The organism is Streptomyces sp. H51 (genome assembly GCF_035656535.1).
GTDB lineage: Bacteria > Actinomycetota > Actinomycetes > Streptomycetales > Streptomycetaceae > Streptomyces.
On sequence record NZ_JAYMHD010000058.1, the window covers coordinates 108,113 to 128,922 of the forward strand.

General features: G+C 75.0%; 20 protein-coding genes and 1 pseudogene. 9 read left to right on the plus strand and 12 right to left on the minus strand.

Annotated elements, in window-relative coordinates; genetic code table 11:
• Positions 1–56: 56 nt before the first annotated feature.
• Complete coding sequence (locus VKA29_RS20135) at positions 57–854, minus strand: SAM-dependent methyltransferase (protein WP_324787262.1); 798 nt, start codon at positions 852–854, stop codon at positions 57–59.
• Between the two features lie 263 nt (positions 855–1,117).
• On the opposite strand from VKA29_RS20135, the gene VKA29_RS20140 reads away from it, so the two are divergent.
• The 3 genes from VKA29_RS20140 to VKA29_RS20150 are packed head-to-tail and all read left to right on the plus strand — an operon-like array spanning position 1,118 to position 2,399.
• The gene (locus VKA29_RS20140) at positions 1,118–1,396 is read left to right on the plus strand and encodes a hypothetical protein (RefSeq protein ID WP_324787263.1); all 279 of its coding nucleotides are present in this window, start codon (positions 1,118–1,120) and stop codon (positions 1,394–1,396) included.
• Between the two features lie 60 nt (positions 1,397–1,456).
• Positions 1,457–1,915 carry an archease gene (locus VKA29_RS20145; RefSeq protein WP_324787264.1) on the plus strand — a complete coding sequence of 153 codons (459 nt, stop codon included), beginning with the start codon at positions 1,457–1,459 and terminating at the stop codon, positions 1,913–1,915.
• 31 nt (positions 1,916–1,946) lie between these two features.
• Positions 1,947–2,399, plus strand: coding sequence for a YbhB/YbcL family Raf kinase inhibitor-like protein (locus tag VKA29_RS20150; protein WP_324787265.1), 453 nt, complete (start codon positions 1,947–1,949; stop codon positions 2,397–2,399).
• A 102-nt stretch (positions 2,400–2,501) separates the two neighbouring features.
• On the opposite strand, the gene VKA29_RS20155 is transcribed toward VKA29_RS20150, so the two are convergent.
• The 3 genes from VKA29_RS20155 to VKA29_RS20165 form a co-directional block, all read right to left on the minus strand.
• Entirely contained in the window at positions 2,502–3,398 is an 897-nt protein-coding gene (locus VKA29_RS20155; protein WP_324787266.1) for a universal stress protein, read from the minus strand.
• Positions 3,399–3,528: 130 nt separating this feature from the next.
• Positions 3,529–4,749, minus strand: a complete 1,221-nt coding sequence (locus VKA29_RS20160; protein WP_324787267.1) for a TIGR04053 family radical SAM/SPASM domain-containing protein — start codon at positions 4,747–4,749, stop codon at positions 3,529–3,531.
• A gap of 271 nt (positions 4,750–5,020) precedes the next feature.
• Positions 5,021–6,181 carry a hypothetical protein gene (locus tag VKA29_RS20165; RefSeq protein ID WP_324787268.1) on the minus strand — a complete coding sequence of 387 codons (1,161 nt, stop codon included), beginning with the start codon at positions 6,179–6,181 and terminating at the stop codon, positions 5,021–5,023.
• 525 nt (positions 6,182–6,706) lie between these two features.
• Here VKA29_RS20165 and VKA29_RS20170 point away from each other — a divergent pair.
• Positions 6,707–7,321, plus strand: coding sequence for a vitamin K epoxide reductase family protein (locus VKA29_RS20170; protein WP_324787269.1), 615 nt, complete (start codon positions 6,707–6,709; stop codon positions 7,319–7,321).
• A gap of 1,005 nt (positions 7,322–8,326) precedes the next feature.
• A complete protein-coding gene (locus tag VKA29_RS20175; RefSeq protein ID WP_324787270.1) occupies positions 8,327–9,349 on the plus strand; it encodes a Gfo/Idh/MocA family oxidoreductase in 1,023 nt (340 codons plus the stop codon).
• Between the two features lie 157 nt (positions 9,350–9,506).
• Here the strand turns inward: VKA29_RS20175 and VKA29_RS20180 are convergent, their stop codons facing one another.
• Positions 9,507–10,802, minus strand: coding sequence for an MFS transporter (locus tag VKA29_RS20180; RefSeq protein ID WP_324787271.1), 1,296 nt, complete (start codon positions 10,800–10,802; stop codon positions 9,507–9,509).
• Positions 10,799–11,389 carry a helix-turn-helix domain-containing protein gene (locus tag VKA29_RS20185; RefSeq protein WP_324787272.1) on the minus strand — a complete coding sequence of 197 codons (591 nt, stop codon included), beginning with the start codon at positions 11,387–11,389 and terminating at the stop codon, positions 10,799–10,801. The genes VKA29_RS20180 and VKA29_RS20185 overlap by 4 nt, the downstream gene beginning before the upstream one ends.
• Between VKA29_RS20185 and VKA29_RS20190 the strand changes: the two genes are divergently transcribed.
• Entirely contained in the window at positions 11,388–11,906 is a 519-nt protein-coding gene (locus tag VKA29_RS20190; RefSeq protein WP_324787273.1) for a GNAT family N-acetyltransferase, read from the plus strand. The genes VKA29_RS20185 and VKA29_RS20190 overlap by 2 nt on opposite strands.
• Before the next feature lie 15 nt (positions 11,907–11,921).
• Here the strand turns inward: VKA29_RS20190 and VKA29_RS20195 are convergent, their stop codons facing one another.
• Both VKA29_RS20195 and VKA29_RS20200 read right to left on the minus strand, forming a co-directional pair.
• Positions 11,922–13,079 carry an acyltransferase family protein gene (locus VKA29_RS20195; RefSeq protein ID WP_420718531.1) on the minus strand — a complete coding sequence of 386 codons (1,158 nt, stop codon included), beginning with the start codon at positions 13,077–13,079 and terminating at the stop codon, positions 11,922–11,924.
• A gap of 157 nt (positions 13,080–13,236) precedes the next feature.
• Complete coding sequence (locus tag VKA29_RS20200; protein WP_324787274.1) at positions 13,237–15,618, minus strand: excinuclease ABC subunit UvrA; 2,382 nt, start codon at positions 15,616–15,618, stop codon at positions 13,237–13,239.
• Positions 15,619–15,854: 236 nt separating this feature from the next.
• Between VKA29_RS20200 and VKA29_RS20205 the strand changes: the two genes are divergently transcribed.
• Positions 15,855–16,379, plus strand: a complete 525-nt coding sequence (locus VKA29_RS20205; protein ID WP_324787275.1) for a hypothetical protein — start codon at positions 15,855–15,857, stop codon at positions 16,377–16,379.
• A 424-nt stretch (positions 16,380–16,803) separates the two neighbouring features.
• Positions 16,804–17,412: a nucleoside deaminase gene (locus VKA29_RS20210; RefSeq protein ID WP_324787276.1), complete on the plus strand. Its 609-nt coding sequence runs from the start codon at positions 16,804–16,806 to the stop codon at positions 17,410–17,412.
• Here VKA29_RS20210 and VKA29_RS20215 read toward each other — a convergent pair.
• From VKA29_RS20215 to VKA29_RS20230, 4 genes and pseudogenes are all read right to left on the minus strand, one after another.
• Entirely contained in the window at positions 17,385–18,407 is a 1,023-nt protein-coding gene (locus VKA29_RS20215) for an NAD-dependent epimerase/dehydratase family protein (protein WP_324787277.1), read from the minus strand. The genes VKA29_RS20210 and VKA29_RS20215 overlap by 28 nt on opposite strands.
• Positions 18,408–18,555: 148 nt before the next feature.
• Positions 18,556–19,308, minus strand: a complete 753-nt coding sequence (locus tag VKA29_RS20220) for a metallophosphoesterase family protein (protein ID WP_324787278.1) — start codon at positions 19,306–19,308, stop codon at positions 18,556–18,558.
• Complete coding sequence (locus tag VKA29_RS20225) at positions 19,305–19,601, minus strand: BON domain-containing protein (protein WP_324787279.1); 297 nt, start codon at positions 19,599–19,601, stop codon at positions 19,305–19,307. Before VKA29_RS20225 ends, VKA29_RS20220 begins: the two co-directional genes overlap by 4 nt.
• Positions 19,598–20,276 (minus strand): annotated as a pseudogene (locus VKA29_RS20230) (nucleotidyltransferase family protein). Before VKA29_RS20230 ends, VKA29_RS20225 begins: the two are co-directional and overlap by 4 nt.
• 170 nt (positions 20,277–20,446) lie before the next feature.
• On the opposite strand from VKA29_RS20230, the gene VKA29_RS20235 reads away from it, so the two are divergent.
• Positions 20,447–20,773 (plus strand): antibiotic biosynthesis monooxygenase, encoded by a 327-nt coding sequence (locus VKA29_RS20235; protein ID WP_324787280.1) that lies wholly within the window; start codon positions 20,447–20,449, stop codon positions 20,771–20,773.
• Positions 20,774–20,810: the final 37 nt, after the last annotated feature.

Consider the following 20,810-nt stretch of genomic DNA (forward strand, 5'->3'; position numbering starts at 1 on the left):
GCACGGTCACCGCCGCCGCGCCCTGCGCCGACACCGGTGGGGACGACGTGGTGGGGTCAGGCGTTCTTGCGCCCCACACCGGCGTAGAAGCCGATCTCCTCCGAGCGGGGCGGGGGCGGGGTGTCCGGCCGCCAGAACGGGATCTGGGCCAGGCCGGGCTCGACGAGTTCGAAGCCGTCGAAGAACCGCTCGACCTCGGCGCGGGGGCGCAGGTTCAGGGTGGCGGTGGCCTTGGTGTAGACGGCCTGGGCAGCGGTGCGGTCCGCGAAGTCGCCGGTGACGTGCGAGAGGACGAGGTAGCTGCCGGCCGGCAGCGCCTCGCACAGCGTGGCGACGATCCGGTCGGGCTCCTCGGCGTCGGTGAGGAAGTGGACGACGGCGACCAGCAGCAGGGCGACGGGCTGGTCGAAGTCGATGACGCTGCGGACGTCGGGGTGGTCCAGCACGGCCCGCGGGTCGCGCAGGTCGGCCAGCGCGATGCTGGTCGAGCCGGTACCGCTGAGCAGCGCGTCGCCGTGGGCCTTCACGATGGGGTCGTTGTCGACGTAGGCGACCCGCACGTCCGGCGCCACCTCGTGCGCGATCTCGTGCACGTTGGGTGAGATGGGCAGCCCCGTGCCGATGTCGAGGATCTGGCGGACGCCGCTGCCGACGACGTACCGGACGGCGCGCTGCAGGAAGGCGCGGTTGGCCCGCAGGCCGATGCGCACCTCGGGCGCGGCGGCGGCGAGGGCCTCGCCGGCCCGCTGGTCCACCTCGTAGTTGTTCTTGCCGCCCAGCAGGTAGTCGTAGATCCGCGCAGGGTGTGGCCTGCCGGTGTCGATCTCCTCGGCGCGGACCCCGTCCCGTCCCACACTGCCCTCCCGTCGACGACCGCCACGACCTCGCGCGTGGGCGGTTGCCGACAGTTTCCCACACGAACTCTCCTGCTCATGACCGTAGTTGCGCAGGCGAACGGGGTGCGGGCGGGTGCCGGGCAGGGTCGTCGGAGAGCGGTTCGCGCGCGGTCGCAAAACCACCTGCCGGGCGCCCGGCCCTCGTCGCCGCGATCCCGTATGGCCCGGCGAGGCCGGGGTACCCGCACCGCTGGAAGACCTCTCTTGAGGAGATGACTCGGATGCGTCTCATCGGACTGCTCCTCGCCGCAGCCACCGCCGCCTTCACCGCGCTGCTGATCACCGGCAACCTGTCCGGGGGTCCGGAGTACCAGGTGTCGGTGCTCGGCAACCACATCGCCACCATGAACACTCTGGCGATCTTCTGCTCCGGGCTCGCGCTGGCGCTCCTGTTCTGCCTGGGCGTGGCCGCGGCGACGTACCACCGCCACGAGCCGCACGGGTACGAGCGGAGGGAGGCGGTGCTGCACGAGACGGCGGGCCCGGACACCCGGACCTGAGCCGTCGGCCGGGCGAGCTGGCGGGCATGCGGGCAAGCACACGTCTGCGAGGCGGTGATCATGGTCGGCGACCCGGACGACGAACGGCAGGAGCGACGGCAGGGCTCCAGTGGCCACCGGTCGGTGCCGCGGGCCGCCGACGTCCGCATCGAGGCATGGGGTACCAGCCGCGAGCGGTGCATGGCGGAGGCGGTCCTCGGCGTGGTGGAGTGCCTCGCCGACGTCGGCGCGGTGCGGCCCAGGGCGGTGGAACGGATTCGCCTGGCCGGGGCCGGCGACGACGACCTGCTCTCCGCGCTGCTGGACGAGGTCGTCGGACGGCTGGAGACCTACGGCGAGGTGCCCGTCGACGTGGAGGTGGACGCCACCGACGACGGCCTCGACGTGCGCCTCGCGGTGGCCCGCCCGGCAGGCGCGGAAGGCGCCGGCGCCCTGCCGCGGAACGCCTCGCCGCACGAGCTGCGCATCGCCCCCGACGCGTACGGCTGGTCGTGCGCGGTGACCGTGGACGTGATGTGAGGCTCCGCTCCGGCGGGGGTACTCCGGTCACATGTCCGGCATCGAGCTCCACAGCAAAGCGTTCGACGACCACGCCTTCATCGCACGCCGCTACGCCCTGGAGGGCGAGAACGTCTCCCCGCCGCTGACCTGGAGCGGCGTCCCGGGCGACGCGGCCGAGCTGGTGCTGCTGTGCGAGGACCCCGACGCACCGTCGGGCACCTTCGTGCACTGGATCGTGGTCGGCATCGACCCGCGCAGCGACGGCGTCGCGGAGGGCGAGTGCCCGCCCGGCGGCACCGAACTCGTCAACGGTTTCGACCGGCGGGGCTGGGGCGGGCCGCACCCGCCGCCCGGCGACGAGGCGCACCGCTACTTCTTCCGGCTGTACGCGCTGGCCGAGCCGTGCGACCTGTCCGGCGCCCCCGGCACCGAGGACGTGCACCGGGCCGTCGACAGACACCGGCTCGCCGACGGCACCGTCGTCGCCCTGTACCGACGTTGACGTCGTCGCCCTGTGCCGACTGCTGACGTCGTCGCCCTGTGCCGACTGCTGACGTCGTCGCCCTTGTACCGGCCGCCGACGCCGACCATGCGGCCGACGTTTTCACGCGGGGCGGGCCGGCGGCTGCGGCCTTCGGTTCGTGGGAACGACGGCCACGGGGCAGACGGCGTGGTGCAGGACCGCGTGGACCACCGACCCCAGGTGCAGACCGAGCCGGCCCTCGGCCGGGTGCCGCGGCACCACCACGAGCCCCGCCTGCCGTGACGCCTCCACCAGCGCGCCCGCCGGGGTGTCGACGGTCAGCTCCGTGTCGACGTGCACCTTCGGGTGGTCGGCGACGGGCCGGGCGACGTGGTTCAGCAGCTGGGCGTGGGCCTGCCGTTCCTCGTCGATGCGGTCGACCTGCGGCACCATCAGCCCGGCCTGGCCGAGCGGCGTCCAGGCGTGCACCAGCCGGACACCGGCCCTGCGCAGCTCCGCCTCGGCGAGGGCGAACCGGACGGCCTCATCGTCCCGGTCGTCCCGGACGCCGACCACGATGCCCTCGTGCAGGGGCTGCTGCCGGCCTCCGCGCACGACGACCACGGGGCGGTCCGCGTGGGCGGCCACCTTCAGGCTCACCGAGCCGAGCAGCAGCCCGGCGAAGCCGCCGCGCCCACGGCTGCCGACCACGATCAGGTCGGCGTCCTCGGCGGCGGTGAGGACGGCCTCGGCCGGGGCGTCCTGCGACAGGAAGGTGTCGATCTGCAGGTCCGGGCGGCTGGAGGCGAGACGGTCCCGGGCGTCGTCCAGCAGTCCGGTGGCGCCGTCGAGGACCTGCTCGGTGACCCCCGCCCCCGTCCTGGCACGGCCGAGTTCCGTGCCGGGCCCGGCGGCGTGCACGAGCCTGAGCACGGCGCGGCGCAGCTCCGCCTCGTGGGCCGCCCACTCGGTGGCGAGCCAGGTGTGCGAGGAGTCGTCGACTCCGACGACCACGGTTCCTCGGCGTGCGTCGGTCATGGCAGGCACTCCGTCCGTCCTCCTTGCGGCCGCGTACCCGGGGGCGCTGTCTTCGACACCGGATCCGCCGTATCCGCCGTATCCGCCGGATCCGCTACGCCGCGGTCGGTGGTCCGGCCGGGTGGTGGAGCTACGGGGCCGTGGCGGCGCGGGGGTCGCCGTCCGACAGCAGTGCGGCCAGTTCCCGCTGGTGCGGGAAGGAGCCGGGGACGTAGCCGCACCACGGCTCCTCGGCGTACGGGTCGCCGGTCACGCCGTACGCCCGCGACCGGGAGCCGCCGCACACCTGCCGGAACTCGCACGCTCCGCACCGGCCGCCCAGCCGGCCGGCGTCGCGCAGCCCGGTGAACAGCTCCGACGTGCGGTAGATGTCGGGCAGCGGGGTCTCGCGCACGTTCCCGGCGCCCAGCGGCAGGAAGCCGCTGGGATGCACGGTGCCGGTGTGCGAGACGAAGACGAAGCCGCGGCCGGCGTTGACGTCCAGCGGCGGGCGCCGGGTGCGCCGGGTGGCGGCGGTCAGCCCCAGGGCGGCGGCGCGTTCGCTCAGCTCCCGGTACAACGGCCCCAGCCGCAGCGCCTCGACGTGGTCCTCGCCGAGCGAGGCGAGGATCCGGCGCTGCAGGGCGACGCGGCGGAAGTGGTGGGCCTCGGTGGTCTTGGCGGGGACGGTCAGGCCCATGTCGTGGACGAAGTTGAGGACGTCCTCCACCTCGTCGGCGGTCAGCGCGCCGAGGGTGCGGCCGCGGCCGGTGGGCACCAGGAAGAAGGCGCTCCACAGCATCGCCCCGTGGTCGGCGACCAGACGGACGATGCCGGGCAGGTCGTGCAGGTTGTGCCGGGCCACCGTGGTGTTGATCTGCACCTTCAGGCCGAGCGCGCGGGCCGCGTCCCAGGCGTCGAGGGTCCAGCGGTAGACGCCGTGCACCCCCCGGAAGGCGTCGTGCACCTCGGCGGTGGAGCCGTCGAGGCTGAGCGAGAGGCCGACGGCGCCCGCCGCGTGCAGGGCGCGCAGCCGCTCCTCGGTGAGCGTGGGGGTACCGGAGGGGGAGACCGCGACGCGGACGCCGACGGCGGCGCCGTGCGCGACGAGTTCCGTCAGGTCCGGTCGCTGGAACGGGTCACCGCCCGTGATCACGAACAGCGGGGCGGGCCGCCCGAAGGCGGCCACCTGTTCCAGCAGGTCCTTCGCGGCGGCGGTGTCCAGCTCCCGCGGATCACGGTCCGGCACCGCCTCGGCCCGGCAGTGCCGACAGGCCAGCGGACAGGCCCGGGTGGACTCCCAGATGACGATGAACGGCCGCTCCCCCGCGTCGTGGCGCTGCCGCCGCAGGGCCTGGCCGGCCGCGCTCACCGCGGCACCGCCGGCCGGAGGCCGGGTCCGGCCGCCCCGAGGTCAGGGCAGACGAGGCGGGCGGCCGGACGGCGACCGGACCGGACCGTGCGCGGTGCCCACCGCGAGCGACGGGGGCGGGGGCGGGGGCGGCCGAGCGGGTGCTCGGAATGATCGTGCACGGGACAACCTCCGGTTCGTTCGGCCCCAGCTTCCGCCCTCGCGGAGCGGTCCCGCGGCGGCCGATGTGCCCTGATGCGAGGGCCGACGGTCCCTGCTCGGCGGACCGGGGTCAGCGGCGTCCCGCGCGGTCGGGCGTGAGGGCCCGCGAGGTGGCGAACACAGCCGCTCCCAGGCCGGTGAGCAGGGCGCCCAGGCCGGTGACCAGGGTGGTGAGATGCCATGCCTGGTAGGCGGACATGAGGGACCCGCGCAGCGTCTCGCCCATGAAGGCGGTCTGCCGCAGCCGCGCGAGCTTCTCGTCGTCGCCCCCGCCCGCGTGCAGTTCCTCGGTGATCTCGGCGTAGGTCCGCCCGCCGGTGGCATGAACGACGTGGTCCTTGATCAGCTCCGCGTAGGCGTGCGCCTCGATCCCGGTCTGCACGGGCCGGCCCGCGAAGCAGGCGAGGGAGGCGGGCAGCCCGTGGTCCGGGAAGGTGATCTTCTGGGCGGCCAGTTCGGCCCGGATCTCCTTGCGGCCGAGGCGGCCGCGCACGAGCATCACGGGGCCCGCGGCGGCGACGGCCAGGCCGACCGCTCCGATCAGGGTGCTGCTCCAGCGGTGTGCACCGTCCATGAGATGGCTTCCTTCTCTCTGTGCCGGGTTCCGCGGACTTCGGCTGCGTTCCGCGGGAGGTCGTCGTGGCTCCGGTCGCGCCGCGGGCGCTCGCCCGCGCGGACTCCCGGGTCGTGCCGCTCGGTCCGGGCAGCGGGCGGCGCCGGGTCGTACGGCGCCGTCGGCGCCGTCGGTGCCGTCGGCGCCGGGGCGCGGCCCCACGGTCACGGCGTCCGGTACACCGGACACGGTGGCGCGGCGCAGGCCGGACGGGTCTTGCTCGTGCGCCGGCCGACGGCCCGGGTGGGTGAGCGGCTCGGCGAGGCAGACGTGGGTGCTCCCGGCGAGCGGCGGCGGGCCGGGGCCGTCACCCTCGCCGACGTGCTCCTCGCATACGACGTGCGGCGCACGGGCGTCGGCCGCGCCGGGCGGGGCGAGCGCGGTGGGCGGGGTGGGCGGGGTGGGCGGGGTGGGCGCGGTGTCGAGCGGCTCTGTGACGCGGCCGTCACCGGCGATCAGGCTCTCGACGAGCGGGCGGCCCTCCGGCGGGCGGCGCGCGGCGGCGGGCAGTGGTGCCGGGCGCCCGGCCGGTCCGCCGGCCGGGACGGCGTGCCGGGCCGCGGTGGTCACCAGGGCCTCCGCCTCCTCCGGCACCGGGGCGAGGGAGAGCGTACGCATGCGGTCGGTGTCTCCTGCGGGTCGCGGTCGTCGGCCGTCCGGTGGCGGATGCCGGTCCACCACGTCCCCGGCGCGGCCGGTGAGACCGGCGGCCGGCCCGCACCGGCCGTGTGCGCCGGGACGTGGCGGACGGCTCGTCCGGCCGAGACGGTGGAGCCGGACGGCGACCGGTCCGGAGACGCGCTGTGCCCGCCGCGGCCCTTGGCACGAGAAGACGGGGCCGGACAGACCGGGCGTCTTCCGGCCGGCCGGGACCCAGCATCGTCGTGCCGTGCAGGCCGGCACCTGGGCCGGACAGCCCCTGCCGGTGCGGCCGGCGGTCCCCGGACGACCGCCCGGGGAGGGGCCCAACGGCTCTGGGTACGGGGGCGTTCGGCCCAGGTGCACAGGCCGGGCGGCCCGCTAGCGTCCGGGCGTCTCGCAGAGAGCCCCGGCCGGGCGGACCGGCCGCGGTACCGGACGGCCCCGCCTGCCCGTCATGGGCGCGCGGCTCCCGGCAGGAATCCCGGCAAGAAAGGAGCGCCCGTGCTCGCCGCCGACACGCCCGCCCCACCCCGGTCCGGCAGGCGTACGGGCCTGCTGATGACCGTCACCGGTCTGGTCGGCTGGTTCGCCTCCTTCCAGCTGACCGTCATCGACTGGCGCGTGCTGAAGGACCCGGCCTACCAGCCGCTGTGCGACGTGAGCCCGGTCGTGGGCTGCGGCAGCGCCATGTCCAGCCCGCAGGGCAATCTGTTCGGCTTCCCCAACATGCTGCTGGGGCTGAGCGCGTTCGCCGTGGTCGCCGTGCTGGGCGTGGCCGTGCTGTCGGGAACGCGCCTGAGCCGCTGGCTGTGGCTGGCGCTGAACGCCGGGGCGCTGACCGCGGTGGTGTTCGTGCACTGGCTGATGCAGGTCTCGCTGTTCGAACTGAACCGGATCTGCCCCTACTGCGCCGCGGTGTGGGCGGTGACCATCGCCCTGTTCTGGTACGTCACCCTGCGCAACCTCCGCGACGGCGTGATCCCCGTGCCGCCCCGCGCCCGCGGCGCGCTGCGCCTGGTCCTGGAAACGCACTGGATGCTGCTGGGCGCCTGGTACGGCCTGATCGCAACACTGTTCCTGACCCGCTTCTGGTCCTACTGGAGCAGCCTCCTGTGACCGCCCCCGACCCAGGCCGCCAGACGCCAAGCCGGAAGGCCGCAAGGCCGCAAGGCCACCAGGCCGCAGGCCGCAGGCCGCAGGCCGCAGGCCGCAAGGCCGCAAGGCCACCAGGCCGCAGGCCGCAGGCCGCAGGCCGCAAGGCCGCAAGGCCACCAGGCCGCAGGCCGCAGGCCGCAAGGCCGCAAGGCCACCAGGCCGCAAGGCCGCAAGGCCACCAGGCCGCAGGCCGCAGGCCGCAAGGCCGCAAGGCCGCAGGCCGCAAGGCCGCAGGCCGCAAGGCCGCAAGGCCGCAAGGCCACCAGGCCGCAGGCCGCAAGGCCGCAAGGCCGCAAGGCCACCAGGCCGCAGGCCGCAGGCCGCAAGGCCGCAAGGCCACCAGGCCGCAGGCCGCAAGGCCGCAAGGCCACCAGGCCGCAGGCCGCAAGGCCGCAAGGCCGCAGGCCGCAAGGCCGCAAGGCCACCAGGCCACCAGGCCACCAGGCCACCAGGCCGCAAGGCCACCAGGCCGCAAGGCCACCAGGCCACCAGGCCGCAAGGCCACCAGGCCACCAGGCCGCAGGCCGCAGGCCGCAAGGCCACCAGGCCGCAGGCCGCAAGGCCGCAAGGCCACCAGGCCGCAGGCCGCAAGGCCGCAAGGCCACCAGGCCGCCAGGCCGCAGGCCGCCAGGCCGCAGGCCGCCAGGCCGCCAGGCCACCAGGCCGCAAGGCCGCAAGGCCGCAAGGCCGCATCGGGCCGCAGGTCGCCGGGGCCGGACGGCCCTCGTACGTCGGGCCGGACGGCCCTGTCGGGTACCGGCGTCGTGATGATCTCCTTGAGGGGACGGGGAGGACCCGGACAGACGCGGGGAAGCAGCCCGGGAGCTGCGCACCGCGCAATCAGGAGCCGCGAGAAGCGGTTGAGGTCCTCCCCGTCGACACTGCCCGCACTGCCCGCAAACCGCCCGCCCGGATATCCTCGCGATCACAGTCGAGCTGGCCGAGGTACAGGACAAGGGGTGGGGCATGGCCGGGGAACCCGTGCGGTGGGGCATTCTGGCGACCGGGGGGATCGCGGCGGCGTTCACCGCCGACCTGGCGGACCTGCCGGACGCGGAGGTGGTGGCCGTGGCTTCGCGCAGCGCGGAGTCGGCCCGGATCTTCGCGGAGCGGTTCGGCATCCCGCGCGCCTACGGCGACTGGGACGCGCTCGCCCGGGACGCCGACATCGATGTCGTCTACGTCGCCACCCCGCACTCGGCGCACCGGGCCGCCGCCGGGCTGTGCCTGGAGGCGGGGCGGAACGTGCTGTGCGAGAAGCCGTTCACGCTGAACCTGCGCGAGGCCGAGGAACTGGTCGCGCTGGCGCGGCGGAGCGGAAGCTTCCTGATGGAAGCGATGTGGATGTACTGCAACCCCGTGATCCGCCGCGTCGCGGCGCTGGTGCGGGACGGGGCGATCGGCGAGGTGCGCGCGGTGCAGGCCGACTTCGGCATCAGCGGGCCCTTCTCGCCCTCGCACCGGCTGCGTGACCCGGCGCAGGGCGGCGGCGCGCTGCTCGACCTGGGCGTCTACCCGGTGTCGTTCGCGCAGTTGCTGCTGGGCGAGCCGTCGGACCTGACGGCGCAGGCGGTGCTGTCGGCGGAGGGCGTCGACCTGCAGACGAGCGCCCTGCTGTCGTGGGACACCGGCGCGCAGGCGCTGCTGCACTGCTCGATCGTCGGTGACTCGCCGAGGACCGCGTCGGTGACCGGTTCGCGCGGCAGGATCGAGCTGCCGCACTCCTTCTTCCACGCCGACCGGTTCGTGCTGCACCGCGACGGCCGGGCGCCCGAGGAGTTCACCGCCGACCCGGCCGACGGCCGGGTCGACAGCTTCCGCCACGAGGCCCTGGAGGTCATGCGCGCCGTGCGGGCCGGTGAGACCGAGTCGCCGATGGTCCCGCTGGACGGCACGCTCGCCGTCATGCGGACGCTCGACGCGCTCCGGGAGCGCATCGGCGTCCGCTACCCCGGCGAGACCGGCGAGCCCGCGCTGGCGCCCGCCTGAACCGGCGCCCGCGGCGCGCGCCGCCCCCGGCGCGGGGCACGGCGTTCGTGCGCCGGGCCCCCGGCCGGGCGCGCGGGTGGTCGCCTCGGCGGGACCCGCGCCGGAGCGCGGGTGGCCGGATCCGCGGCACCCTCGCACGGGTCGCGGTCCGGCCGGCTCAGGAATCGTCCGGGCGGCTGCCGGAGTCCCTTCCGGGGTGCCCCTCGGCGGTGCCGGGCGCCGCGGCCGCCCGGTCCCCGTCCGGGGCCGGGCAGCCCCCTGCGCGCCGGACGGGAAGCGGTACGCGGCGTGCCGCGTCGGCGCGCGAGGTGTGCGTGAGGACGGCCGCGGCGAGGAGCGCGGCAAGCGCGGTGAGGGCGGTGCCCCGCCAGCCGACGGCGGCCAGCAGGGGCGCCGCGACGGCGGTGCCGACGGCGCCGATCATGAAGTAGAGCACGAGATAGACGCTGTTGAGGCTGCCGGAGCGGCGCGGATCGAGGCCGATGACGCGGCTCTGGTTGGCGGCCTGGGCGGCGAAGCAGCCGGCGTCGCACAGGGCGAGGCCGGTGGCCGTGACCGGCGGGGCGTTCAGGCCGGTGGCGAGCAGGGCCGCTCCGCACGCCGCCGCCAGCAGCCCGGCGGTGATCACGGCGCGCGGGGCGTGGCGGTCGGCGAGCCGCCCGGTCACCGGGAGCACGGCGAGGCCGAGGAGCCCCGCCAGGCCGTACATGCCGATGGCGGTGGGGCCGAGGGAGTACGGCGGCTGGGCCAGGGCCAGCGCGAGGGCGACCCAGACGAGGTTGAAGGCGAAGTACCACAGCCCGCCGGCGGCGACCGCGTGGCGCAGCGGCGGGTGGCGGCGCAGGAGCGGGGGCAGCGCGGCGAGCGTGCGGCGGTAGCCGTGGTCGGTCCGCGGCCGCTGCCGGGGCAGGAGCGCCGCCGCGGCGACGGCGCCGAGCAGGGCCAGGGCCGCGGAGGCGAGGAGCATCCGCCGCCAGCCGAGGAGTTCGGCGAGCGCGCCGCCGGTCAGGCGGCTGAGCAGGATGCCGGCCGACAGACCTGCCGCGACGGTGGCCACGGCGCCGGCGCGCCGCCCGGGCGGGGCGTACCGGCCCGCGATGGTCCCGGCCTGGGCGGCGACGCTCGCCGCCGCGCCGATGAGCAGGTAGGCGGTCAGCAGCACGGGCGCGCCGGGGGCCGCCGCGGCGACGGCGAGGGCGGCGGCCAGGGCGCTGAGCTGCGCGGGGATCAGGCGCGCCGGGGCGAAGTGGTCGGCGAGGGGCAGCAGCAGGGCGAAGCCGGCCACGCACCCGGCGAGCGCGGCGGTCGGCACGAGGCCGATGACGGACAGCGGGACGCCGAGATCGGCCGCGACCTCGGTGAGGGCGGGCTGCAGGGCGTAATTGTCGGCGATGGCCGTGCCGGCGAGCACGGCGAGCAGCACCGTGCCGCCCCGGGGCAGGGCGCGGGTCACGGCCGGACGTCGCGGGCGAGGACGACGGCGTACCGGCAGGCGGTGCCGGTGGTGTTGGCGAAGACGCGCTCGGCGGGCTCGCCGAGTTCGATGGTGTCGCCGGCGTGGAGTTCGTGGACCGTGTCGCCGTCGTGGAAGGTCAGCCGGCCGTCCAGCACCCAGACGACCTGCCGGACGAACGCGAAGGCCGCGGCCGGGTAGGGCACGCTGGCCCCGGCGGGGAGGCTGATCTCGGCGATCTCGGCGGGGAAGCCGGGGCCCGTGATCTGGCGGCGCCGGTAGCCGGTGGCGGGGTCGCGCCACTCGGCCGCGTCGGCCAGGCGGCGTACGCCCGGCGCGCCGGGCACCTCGTCCGGCGCGGCCTCGGCGAGCGCGAGCAGGGAGGCGACGCTGAGCTGGAAGGCGGCCGACAGCTTGCCGAGGACGACGGCGGTCGGGCTGGACTCGCCGCGCTCGATCCGGCTGATCATCGCCTGGGAGACCCCGGAGGCGTCGGCGAGCTGGGCCAGCGTCCACCGGCGGCGTTCCCGCTCGGCGCGGACGCGGGCGGCGATCCGGTCGACCAGGGGATCTACTATGTTGGACATGAATCCACTATATGAGAGGCGGCGGGCGGTGACCGTGCGCCCCGCCCGGCCGGATGACGCCGAGGCCGTCCGCGCGATCCGCAACCACGCCGTCGAGCACTCGACGGCCCTGTGGACGCTGACCCCGCTCTCCGCCGCCGAGGGCGCCGCCTGGCTCGCCGCCCACCTGGAGCGCGGTTCGGCGTTCGTCGCCGAGGTGGCGGGCGAGGTGGCCGGATTCGCGGTCTTCGGGCCCTGGCGGCAGTTCGACGGCTACCGGCACACCGTGGAGGACTCGGTCTACGTCCGTGAGGACCGCCAGGGACTCGGCATCGGGTCGGCGCTGCTGGGCACGGTCGTCGCCGCGGCCCGCGAGGCCGGTCACCACGTCGTGGTCGCCGGGATCGAGGCCGGTAACACGGCCTCGATCCGGCTGCACGAACGGTTCGGGTTCCGGCACGCCGGCACGGTGCCGGAGGTCGGCACCAAGTTCGGCCGGTGGCTCGACCTGACCCTGATGCACCTGCGACTGGGCTGAGCCGCCGCGGCCCGCTCAGCTCTCGCCCGGGGCGGCCTGAGCCTGCGCCGGGACGTGGGGAGCCCGGCGGGGGCGGCGGAACGCCCGGTCCATCCGGGGTTCCACCGCGAAGCGGAACAGGCGACGCACCGGCGGGGTGCACAGGAGCGTGACGATCGCGGCGGCCGCCAGGGTCACCACGACCGCGCCCACCGGCCGGTGGATCCAGGCCGGCGCGTACCAGCCCCAGGGCTTGGAGCCCTGTACGACGAAGCCGTGCAGCAGGTAGCCGTACAGCGTGCCCGCGCCCAGTGCGGTGAACCACGTCCGGCGACCCGGCACCCAGGACAGGAAGCAGGCGACGAGCACCGTCGAGCAGCCGAAGAGCGCGAGCGTCATCACCGGGCCGTACCAGGCGGGAGCGCCCAGTTCCTCGGCGCTGTCGCGGTGGAACAGCCAGGCGTAGTCCCACCTCGGGGTCATCAGGTACGCCACGGCGAGGGCGCAGGCGAACACCGGGAGGGCGAGCAGGCGCGTACGCCACCGCCGCACCCGGCGGAAGTGCTCCGGCCGCAGGCACAGGCCGAGCACGAAGTACGGCAGGAACTGCAGGGTGCGCTGCGGGTCGAGGTCCTCGCCGATGGACGGCGAGAGGGTGGCCAGCATCGCGACGGCGAGCGCGAGCGGCAGCGGCCACCGCACCGCCTTCCAGACGGGAGTGGTCAGCCGCCAGACGAACAGCGCCGCGAGGAACCAGGTCAGGTACAGGGGCTCCAGCAGGGTGACCGGGCGGTCGGGGACGTGATCGGACCACCGCGTGAAGAGCGTGTAGGCGACCTCGAAGACGACGTACGGGACGGCCACCGAGGTGATCAGACGCCCGATCCGGGCGGGGGACGCGTCGAAGGTGCGCGAGAAGTAGCCGGAGACGACGATGAACGCCGGCATGTGGACGGCGTAGACGACGGTGTAGAGCGCGGTGACGGTCCGGCTGCCGTGCCGCAGCGGCTCCCAGGCGTGCCCGATCGCGACGAGCACGATCGCGAGGTACTTGGCGTTGTCGAAGAAGGCGTCCCGGCGCTGTCCGCTCCCGCCGTCGGCCGCGGGCGGCGCGGCCGGCGATCGCGGGGAGCCGCCCGGCGGCGGCTGCGTTCGACCGGTGGTTTCCTCCCGCACGAACCCGGACAGACCCAACACCCCTCATCTGACGCGCACCGGGGAGACGCCGGCAGGACGCTCCAGGCATCCTGATGACCCCGTTCCGGCCGCGCAAACCCGGGCGCGGACCGGACGGCCGTCCGCCGCCGACGGCGAGGCCGCGGCGGCCGACGGTGTTCCCGTGCGGGCCCGGTCAGGCCCCGACGTAGGCCGCCAGGTGCTCGCCGGTGAGGGTGGAGCGGGCGGCGACGAGATCGGCGGGGGTGCCCTCGAAGACGATCCGGCCGCCGTCGTGACCGGCGCCGGGCCCGAGGTCGACGATCCAGTCGGCGTGCGCCATGACCGCCTGGTGGTGCTCGATCACGATGACCGACTTGCCGGAGTCGACCAGCCGGTCGAGCAGGCCGAGCAACTGCTCGACGTCGGCGAGGTGGAGGCCGGTGGTGGGCTCGTCGAGGACGTAGACGCCGCCCTTGCCGGCCATGTGCACGGCCAGCTTCAGCCGCTGCCGTTCACCGCCGGACAGCGTGGTCAGCGGTTGGCCGAGGGTGAGGTAGCCGAGGCCGACGTCGGCGAGCCGGTCCAGCACGGCGCGGGCGGCCGGGGTGCGCGCCTCGCCGGCGCCGAAGAACTCCCGGGCCTCGGCCACCGGCATCGCCAGCACCTCGCTGATGTCCTTGCCGCCGAGGCGGTACTCCAGCACCGAGGGCTGGAACCGCTTGCCCTCGCAGTCCTCGCACGGGGCGGCGACGCCGGCCATCACGGCCAGGTCCAGGTAGACGACCCCGGCGCCGTTGCAGGTGGGGCAGGCGCCCTCGGAGTTGGCGCTGAACAGGGCGGGCTTGACGCCGTTGGCCTTCGCGAAGGCCTTGCGGACCGGTTCGAGCAGGCCGGTGTACGTCGCGGGGTTGCTGCGCCGCGAGCCCTTGATCGGGCTCTGGTCGACCGACACCACCCCCGCCCCGGCGGGGATCGATCCGTGCACGAGCGAGCTCTTGCCGGAGCCGGCGACGCCGGTGACGACGACCATGACGCCCAGCGGGACGTCCACGTCGACGTCGCGCAGGTTGTTCGCCGACGCACCGCGGATCTCCAGCGTCCCCGTGGGCTTGCGCACCGTGTCCTTCAGCCTCGCCCGGTCGTCGAGGTGGCGTCCGGTGACGGTGGTGCCGGCGCGCAGTTCCTCGACGGTGCCCTCGAAGCAGACGGTGCCGCCGCCCGCGCCGGCCCCCGGTCCGAGGTCGACGACGTGGTCGGCGATCGCGATCGTCTCCGGCTTGTGCTCCACGACCAGCACGGTGTTGCCCTTGTCGCGCAGCCGCAGCAGCAGGTCGTTCATGCGCTGGATGTCGTGCGGGTGCAGGCCGATGGTGGGCTCGTCGAAGACGTAGGTGACGTCGGTGAGCGAGGAGCCGAGGTGGCGGACCATCTTCACCCGCTGCGCCTCGCCGCCCGACAGCGTGCCCGCCGGCCGGTCGAGCGAAAGGTAGCCGAGCCCGATCTCGGTGAAGGAGTCGAGGGTCTGCCGCAGCGCGGTGAGCAGCGGCGCCGCCGACGGATGAGACAGCCCGCCGACCCATTCGGCCAGGTCGCGGATCTCCATGGCGCAGGCGTCGGCGATGCTGATGCCCTTGATCTTCGACGACCTGGCGCCCTCGCCGAGCCGGGTGCCGTCGCACCCCGGGCACGTGGTGAAGGTGACCGCACGCTCCACGAACTCCCGGATGTGCGGCTGCATCGCCTCCTTGTCCTTGGCGAGCATGGACTTCCGGATCCGCGGGATCAGGCCCTCGTAGGTCATGTTGATGCCCGCGATCTTCATGCGGGTCGGCTCGCGGTGCAGGAAGTCGTGCCGCTCCTGCTCGGTGAACTTGCCGATCGGCTTGTCCGGGTCGTAGAAGCCGGACTCGCTGTAGAGCCGGTGGTTCCAGCCGCCCCCCTTGTAGCCGGGGACGGTGATCGCGCCCTCGTTCAGCGACTTGGAGTCGTCGAACAACTGGGTGAGGTCGAGGTCGGTGACCGTGCCCCGGCCCTCGCAGTGCGTGCACATGCCGCCGGTGCGGGTGAAGGTGGCCTTCACGGCCTTGCTGTTGCCGCGCTCCACGGTGATCGCCCCGCTGGCCCGCACCGAGGGGACGTTGAAGGCGAACGCGCTGGGCGGGCCGATGTGCGGCTCGCCGAGCCGGCTGAAGAGGATGCGCAACATGGCGTTGGCGTCGGTGGCGGTGCCGACCGTGGAGCGCGGGTCGGCGCCCATCCGCTGCTGGTCGACGATGATCGCGGTCGTCAGCCCGTCGAGGACGTCGACCTCGGGCCGGCCCGGCGTCGGCATGAAGCCCTGCACGAAGGCGCTGTATGTCTCGTTGATCAGCCGCCGCGACTCGGCGGCGATGGTGTCGAACACCAGCGAGCTCTTGCCCGAACCGGAGACGCCGGTGAAGACCGTCAGCCGGCGCTTGGGGATCTCGACGCTGACGTCCTTGAGGTTGTTCTCACGCGCGCCGTGCACGCGGATCAGGTCGTGGCTGTCGGCGACGTGCGGCGCGGGCGACTGGGCGTCGGTCTTCTCGGCCATGCTGATGCTGTCTCCATCCGTAGCTCGGGACCGCCATGGCCGTCAGGCTAGGCGCGGAGGGGCCGCGCGCGCTTCTCCATTCCTGACCGAAGGCGCCGGTTCGCATTTCGCCACGGTTCGCCACCCCTTCCCCGGCATCGAGTTGTCCACCAGCATGAACGGGCGGGTTACCGGCCGACCCGGCCGGGAACGGCCGGTACCCGTCGGTGCGGGCACACGGATCGCGGAGGAACACCATGCAGACCGCCACGCGGCAGGCCATGGAATGGCTGGCGGCCGCCGCGAACGACCCCCGGGAGTGCAAACGGCAGTGGCACGGCGAGTCGGGCGTCGCGGTGCTGGGCTGCGGACGGTTCTGGGACGTGCTGAGCGTGCCCGATGAACTGGCGCTCCCGGCCCTGGACGCGCTGCTGGGCATCCCCCAGCCGCCCGGGCCCGCGCTCGCCGACACCGTCGCCCGCCGGGTGGCCTTCTTCCTCCCGCCGGATCCGGAGGGCCGTTGGATCGGCTCCGGCGTCCGTTACTCGGGCCGGGGCACCTGGGTCGCGGTGCCCGCGCCGCACCGGACGGTCGGCCGGCTGCGCTGGCTGGTCCCGCCCGACGGCTCGGGCGCGCTGTTCGTGCCGGCCGCGGTGGAACTGGCCCTGCAACTGACCGCCGGCCGCGGCACCGCACCCCGGGCGAGGCCGGACCACCGGTGCCCCACCTGCGGCGGCCCGCTCCTCGACGCCCGCCCGAGAGGCGGCGACGGCCCCGGCTGACGTGCCACGCCGGCCCGGTCACGGCCGGACACGCCACCGCGCGGGCGCGTCACGGCAGACGGGTGATGCTACGCGGGCGCGTCACGGCATCAGACGGGCGGTGCCACCCGGCCACCTCACCGCACAGGCGCGGCACCGGCCGGGCAGCCGGACACCGTGCGGGCACCTCACCGCGCGGCCACGCCCGCCGCACGGCTGCGGAACCGAGCCGGTACGACGACGCCGCGCAGGTGCGGCGCCGAGCCGATGCGGGGCTGCGGGCGCTCGGGGGCGGCGGGCCACGTTCCCGCCCGTCTCAGCGGGCGGTGCCGCCCGCGGGCCGGCGCGGCGCCGGTGGCCGGCCCCGGCCCTTCGTCCGTGGCCGTCCGGCCGTGTGATGTGATCGGCACGCCGGGCTCGCCGCGCACCGAAGGGAAGTTCGACCGTGATCGACATCATGAGGGAATACCGCGTGGCGCTGCCGTCGTGGATCGAGGAGGAGTTGGCGTCGGTGCCCGCCGCCGTCCCGGACCGGACCGAGCGGATGCGTCTGGTGCACCGCCTCGCCGACCGCAACTGGCGGGAGGGCGACGGCGGTCCCTTCGCGGCGCTCGTCGCGGAACGCGGCACCGGCCGGATCGTCTCGGTCGGCGTGAACGTCGTGCTCGCCTCCGGCGTCTCCAGCGCCCACGCGGAGGTCGTCGCGCTCGGCCTGGCGCAGGCCGCCACCGGCGGCTGGGACCTGGGCGGCGACGGCCGGCCGGCGCACGAACTGGTCGTCAACTGGCGCCCCTGCATACAGTGTTACGGCGCGACGATGTGGTCCGGCGTGCGCGGTCTGGTGGTCGCGGGAGAGGGCCCGGACCTGGAGAAGCTCACCACGTTCGACGAGGGCCCGCTCGGCGCGGACTGGGCGGAGCAGTTCGAGGCGCGCGGCATCGAGGTCGTACAGGACGTGCTGCGCGACGAGGCCCTCGCGGTGTTCCGCGCCTACCGGGAGGCGGTCGACGCCGGCGAGGTGACCGTCTACAACGCCCGGGGCGGCGTCGCCTGACGGCGGGCCCCCGGCGCCGGCCGGGCCGGCCGGGCCGCGGCGAAGTGGGCGACGGTCCGGTTGATGCCCTCCTCCCACGGGACGCGGGGGGTCCAGCCCAGTGTCCCGCGGGCCAGCGTGGTGTCCGGGCGGCGCCGCTGCGGGTCGTCGGCGGGCCGCTCGACGTACTCGATACGGGAGGAGGACCCGGTCAGTTCCACGATGCGGGTGGCCAGGTCATGGACGGTGACCTCGTCGGACCCGCCGATGTTGACGGGACGCGCCGACCCGCTGGCGGCGGCCAGCAGGATGCCGTCGACGGTGTCGTCCACGTAGCACAGCGAACGGGTCTGCCGCCCGTCGCCGGCCACCGTCAGCGGTTCGCCGGCCAGGGCCTGGCAGACGAACGTCGGCACGGCGCGGCCGTCGTGGGCGCGCATCCGCGGCCCGTAGGTGTTGAACAGCCGCACGATCCCGGCGTCCGTCCCGCGGGCGCCGGCGTGGGCGGTGACCAGGGCCTCGGCGAACCGCTTCGACTCGTCGTACACGCTGCGCGGCCCGATCGGGTTGACGTTGCCCCAGTAGTCCTCGCGTTGCGGGTGTTCGAGGGGGTCGCCGTACACCTCGGACGTCGAGGCGAGCAGGAAGCGCGCCCTGTCGCGTTCCGCCAGGGCCAGCATGGCGCGGGTGCCCAGGCTCCCGGCGTCCAGCGTCTCCAGCGGCAGCCGGAGGTAGTCGACGGGGGAGGCGGGGCAGGCGAAGTGCAGCACCAGGTCGTACGGGCCGGGCAGCAGGGCCGGCGCCCGGGGGTCGCACACGTCGCAGTCGACGTACCGGAACCCGGGTGCGCCGTCGAGGTGGGCGACGTTCCCGCGTGAACCCGACAGCAGGTTGTCGGCGCAGTCGACTTCGGTGCCCGCACTCAGCAGGCGCTCGCACAGATGGCTGCCGAGGAAGCCGGCGCCTCCGGTCACCAGGGCCCGTCGCCAGGGAAAACACGTCGTCGCAGCAGTCATGGCACGTCCTTTGCCCACGTCCGGCGCGGTAACGGCCGCCGGTTGCCCGGCCGGTGCGACACGGGGTTCCCCGAGCGGCAGGCTTCACACCTCGACCGCCCGGCCGCGGGCGGCTCGCACTTCGGCCGCCGTCGGGCCACGGTCGGCTTCATCCCGTGAACCCTGTCGGGGACCGCTCGGCGGCGGGCAGGTGGTAGACGTGGAAGGCGCGCCCGATGACGGGCTGCGCGACGTTGCGCACCCTCACCCCGGCGCTGGTCATGCCGTGTTCGGTGCCCGCGTGCGCGTGGCCGTGCACGGCGAGGTCGGCGCCGGCGGTGTCGATCGCCTCGGCCAGCAGGTAGCTGCCCAGGAACGGGTGGATCTCCAGGGGCTCCCCGGCGAGGGTGTCCGGCACCGGGGAGTAGTGGGTCAGCGCGATCCGTACGTCGCAGTCCTGCCGCCGCAGTTCCTCCAGGCCCCTGCGCAGCCCGTCGGCACAGCGGCGCGAGTACCGGACGAACTCCTTCATGACCGGCTCGCCGAACTCGCCGGCGCAGCGGCCCACGAAGCCGCCCCCGAACCCCTTGGCGCCGGCCACGCCGATGCGCGCGCCGGGGGTGGACACGACGGTTCCCCGCCCCTCCAGGACCTGGGCGCCCGCCTCCTCCAGGACTGCGGTGACCTCCGCGGGCCGGTCCGCGTGGTGGTCGTGGTTGCCGAGGACGGCGACGACGGGGACCGCCAGGTCCTTGATCTCCCGGGCGACCACCTCCGCCTCCTCCCGGGTTCCGTGGCGGGTGAGGTCGCCTGCCAGCAGCAGGATGTCGGCGCACTCGGGCAGCGTCTCGAACGCGGGGCGGAGCGTGCCCTGGCTCTCGGGCCCCATGTGGATGTCTCCGACGGCCGCGACACGGATCATGCGAGTTCCTCCGCCCGGTCGGGTGCGGACGTCTCCGCGACCACGAGGTCGCAGTGGACCGGGAGGCCGGACAGCTCCTCGCGGGCGATGCGCAGGATCTCGTCGCGGCACCGCGCGGACGGCACCGTGCCGCCGAGCAGGACGGCCTGCCCGTGGGTCTCGACCCGCACGCCGAGTTCGCCGAGGTCCCCGGCGGCCAGGCGGTCGGCGAGGTGGGCCACCCGGTAGTCCAGGTTCTCCGGATGCCGCGCCGCCCCGTTGTCTGCGGCGGGGCGGGCGCCGTGGTGGGTCATGGGGTCTCCTTGCCGGGGGTGATGACGCCGAGGCGTTCGAGCAGGAACAGGAAGGCGGCGGGCATGGGCCGTTCCCCGCAGTCGCCGCGGATGGCCTCCCAGTCGACCTTCTCGCGCAGGGTGCGGGCGACCGGCAGCACCGCCCCGAAGTCGCAGTGGTGTTCGGAGAACGCGGCGATCAGGCTCCACACCCAGGTCGGTGGGCGCCAGCACGGGCATGGTCACCGAGTCGACGGGCAGGTCCTGCGCCCTCGCCAGCAGCTGGGTGGTGACCGGCCGGTGCGCCAGTTCGAAGAGGAGGTCGACGTGCTGGCCGAAACAGGTGGCCTTCAGCAGCCAGTCCTCGGGGGGCGCGTAGACGGTGAGACCGGCTTCGCGCAGCGTGTCGGCGACCGCCTCGGCATCCTCGCGCCGTACGCAGAAGTCGACGTCGTGCTGGAGGTTGCCACTGCCGCCGTGGGCGTAGAACGCCACGCTCCCGGCGAGCGCGAAGGTGTGCCCGGCGCGTTTGAGGGCGGCGCCCACCTGCTTGGCCGCCTCCAGGATCGCCTGGCTGCGGTCGCGGGGCAGTTCCTGCGCGCGCGGTGCGTGGTCCGCCGGCCCGGCCGCCTCCGGCCGGTGTCCGGAGATCTCCGCCCGCCGCGCGAGTGCCGGGTCGTCGCCGTTCTGCCTCATGCCCAATGCCCGCTCCCTTCCCCGGCGGCGCGGCCCGGCGCGGCCCCTCCCCGGGCCGATCGGCCGCGATCCGCCGGACGGGTACCCGGCAGGCCCCCGGCGACACGGCGCGCGGCGGCACGGGTCGGCCCTGCCGCGGACGGTGACGGGGCGTCGGGCAGGATGGGCACATGAGCGTAGTGAAGATCAACGTCCTGACCGTGCCGGCCGAGCAGCGGGAGACGCTGGAGAAGCGGTTCGCCTCCCGCGCCCACGCCGTGGAGGGCTCCGACGGCTTCGAGTGGTTCGAGCTCCTCCGCCCGATGGAGGGCACCGACCGGTACCTGGTCTACACCCGGTGGCGGGACGAGGAGTCGTTCCAGGCCTGGATGGAAGGGCCGATGAAGGCCGCGCACCAGGGTGGCGGCGAGGGCGGGGAGCGGCCCAGGCCGGCCGCCACCGACTCCACGGTGTGGTCCTTCGAGGTGGTGCAGCAGGCCGGGCCGAAGAGCGCGTGAGCCGAGGGCCGGGCGCGGCTGCTCCGCGCCCGGCCGC

Bases quoted from the DNA above. Each gene is read 5' to 3' on its own strand.
- VKA29_RS20140 (WP_324787263.1), top strand. From the start codon at position 1,118: ATGCGTCTCATCGGACTGCTCCTCGCCGCAGCCACCGCCGCCTTCACC.
- VKA29_RS20145 (WP_324787264.1), top strand. From the start codon at position 1,457: ATGGTCGGCGACCCGGACGACGAACGGCAGGAGCGACGGCAGGGCTCC.
- VKA29_RS20150 (WP_324787265.1), top strand. From the start codon at position 1,947: ATGTCCGGCATCGAGCTCCACAGCAAAGCGTTCGACGACCACGCCTTC.
- VKA29_RS20155 (WP_324787266.1), bottom strand. From the start codon at position 3,398: ATGACCGACGCACGCCGAGGAACCGTGGTCGTCGGAGTCGACGACTCC.
- VKA29_RS20165 (WP_324787268.1), bottom strand. From the start codon at position 6,181: ATGCGTACGCTCTCCCTCGCCCCGGTGCCGGAGGAGGCGGAGGCCCTG.
- VKA29_RS20175 (WP_324787270.1), top strand. From the start codon at position 8,327: ATGGCCGGGGAACCCGTGCGGTGGGGCATTCTGGCGACCGGGGGGATC.
- VKA29_RS20190 (WP_324787273.1), top strand. From the start codon at position 11,388: ATGAATCCACTATATGAGAGGCGGCGGGCGGTGACCGTGCGCCCCGCC.
- VKA29_RS20185 (WP_324787272.1), bottom strand. From the start codon at position 11,389: ATGTCCAACATAGTAGATCCCCTGGTCGACCGGATCGCCGCCCGCGTC.
- VKA29_RS20200 (WP_324787274.1), bottom strand. From the start codon at position 15,618: ATGGCCGAGAAGACCGACGCCCAGTCGCCCGCGCCGCACGTCGCCGAC.
- VKA29_RS20205 (WP_324787275.1), top strand. From the start codon at position 15,855: ATGCAGACCGCCACGCGGCAGGCCATGGAATGGCTGGCGGCCGCCGCG.
- VKA29_RS20215 (WP_324787277.1), bottom strand. From the start codon at position 18,407: ATGACTGCTGCGACGACGTGTTTTCCCTGGCGACGGGCCCTGGTGACC.
- VKA29_RS20220 (WP_324787278.1), bottom strand. From the start codon at position 19,308: ATGATCCGTGTCGCGGCCGTCGGAGACATCCACATGGGGCCCGAGAGC.
- VKA29_RS20225 (WP_324787279.1), bottom strand. From the start codon at position 19,601: ATGACCCACCACGGCGCCCGCCCCGCCGCAGACAACGGGGCGGCGCGG.
- VKA29_RS20235 (WP_324787280.1), top strand. From the start codon at position 20,447: ATGAGCGTAGTGAAGATCAACGTCCTGACCGTGCCGGCCGAGCAGCGG.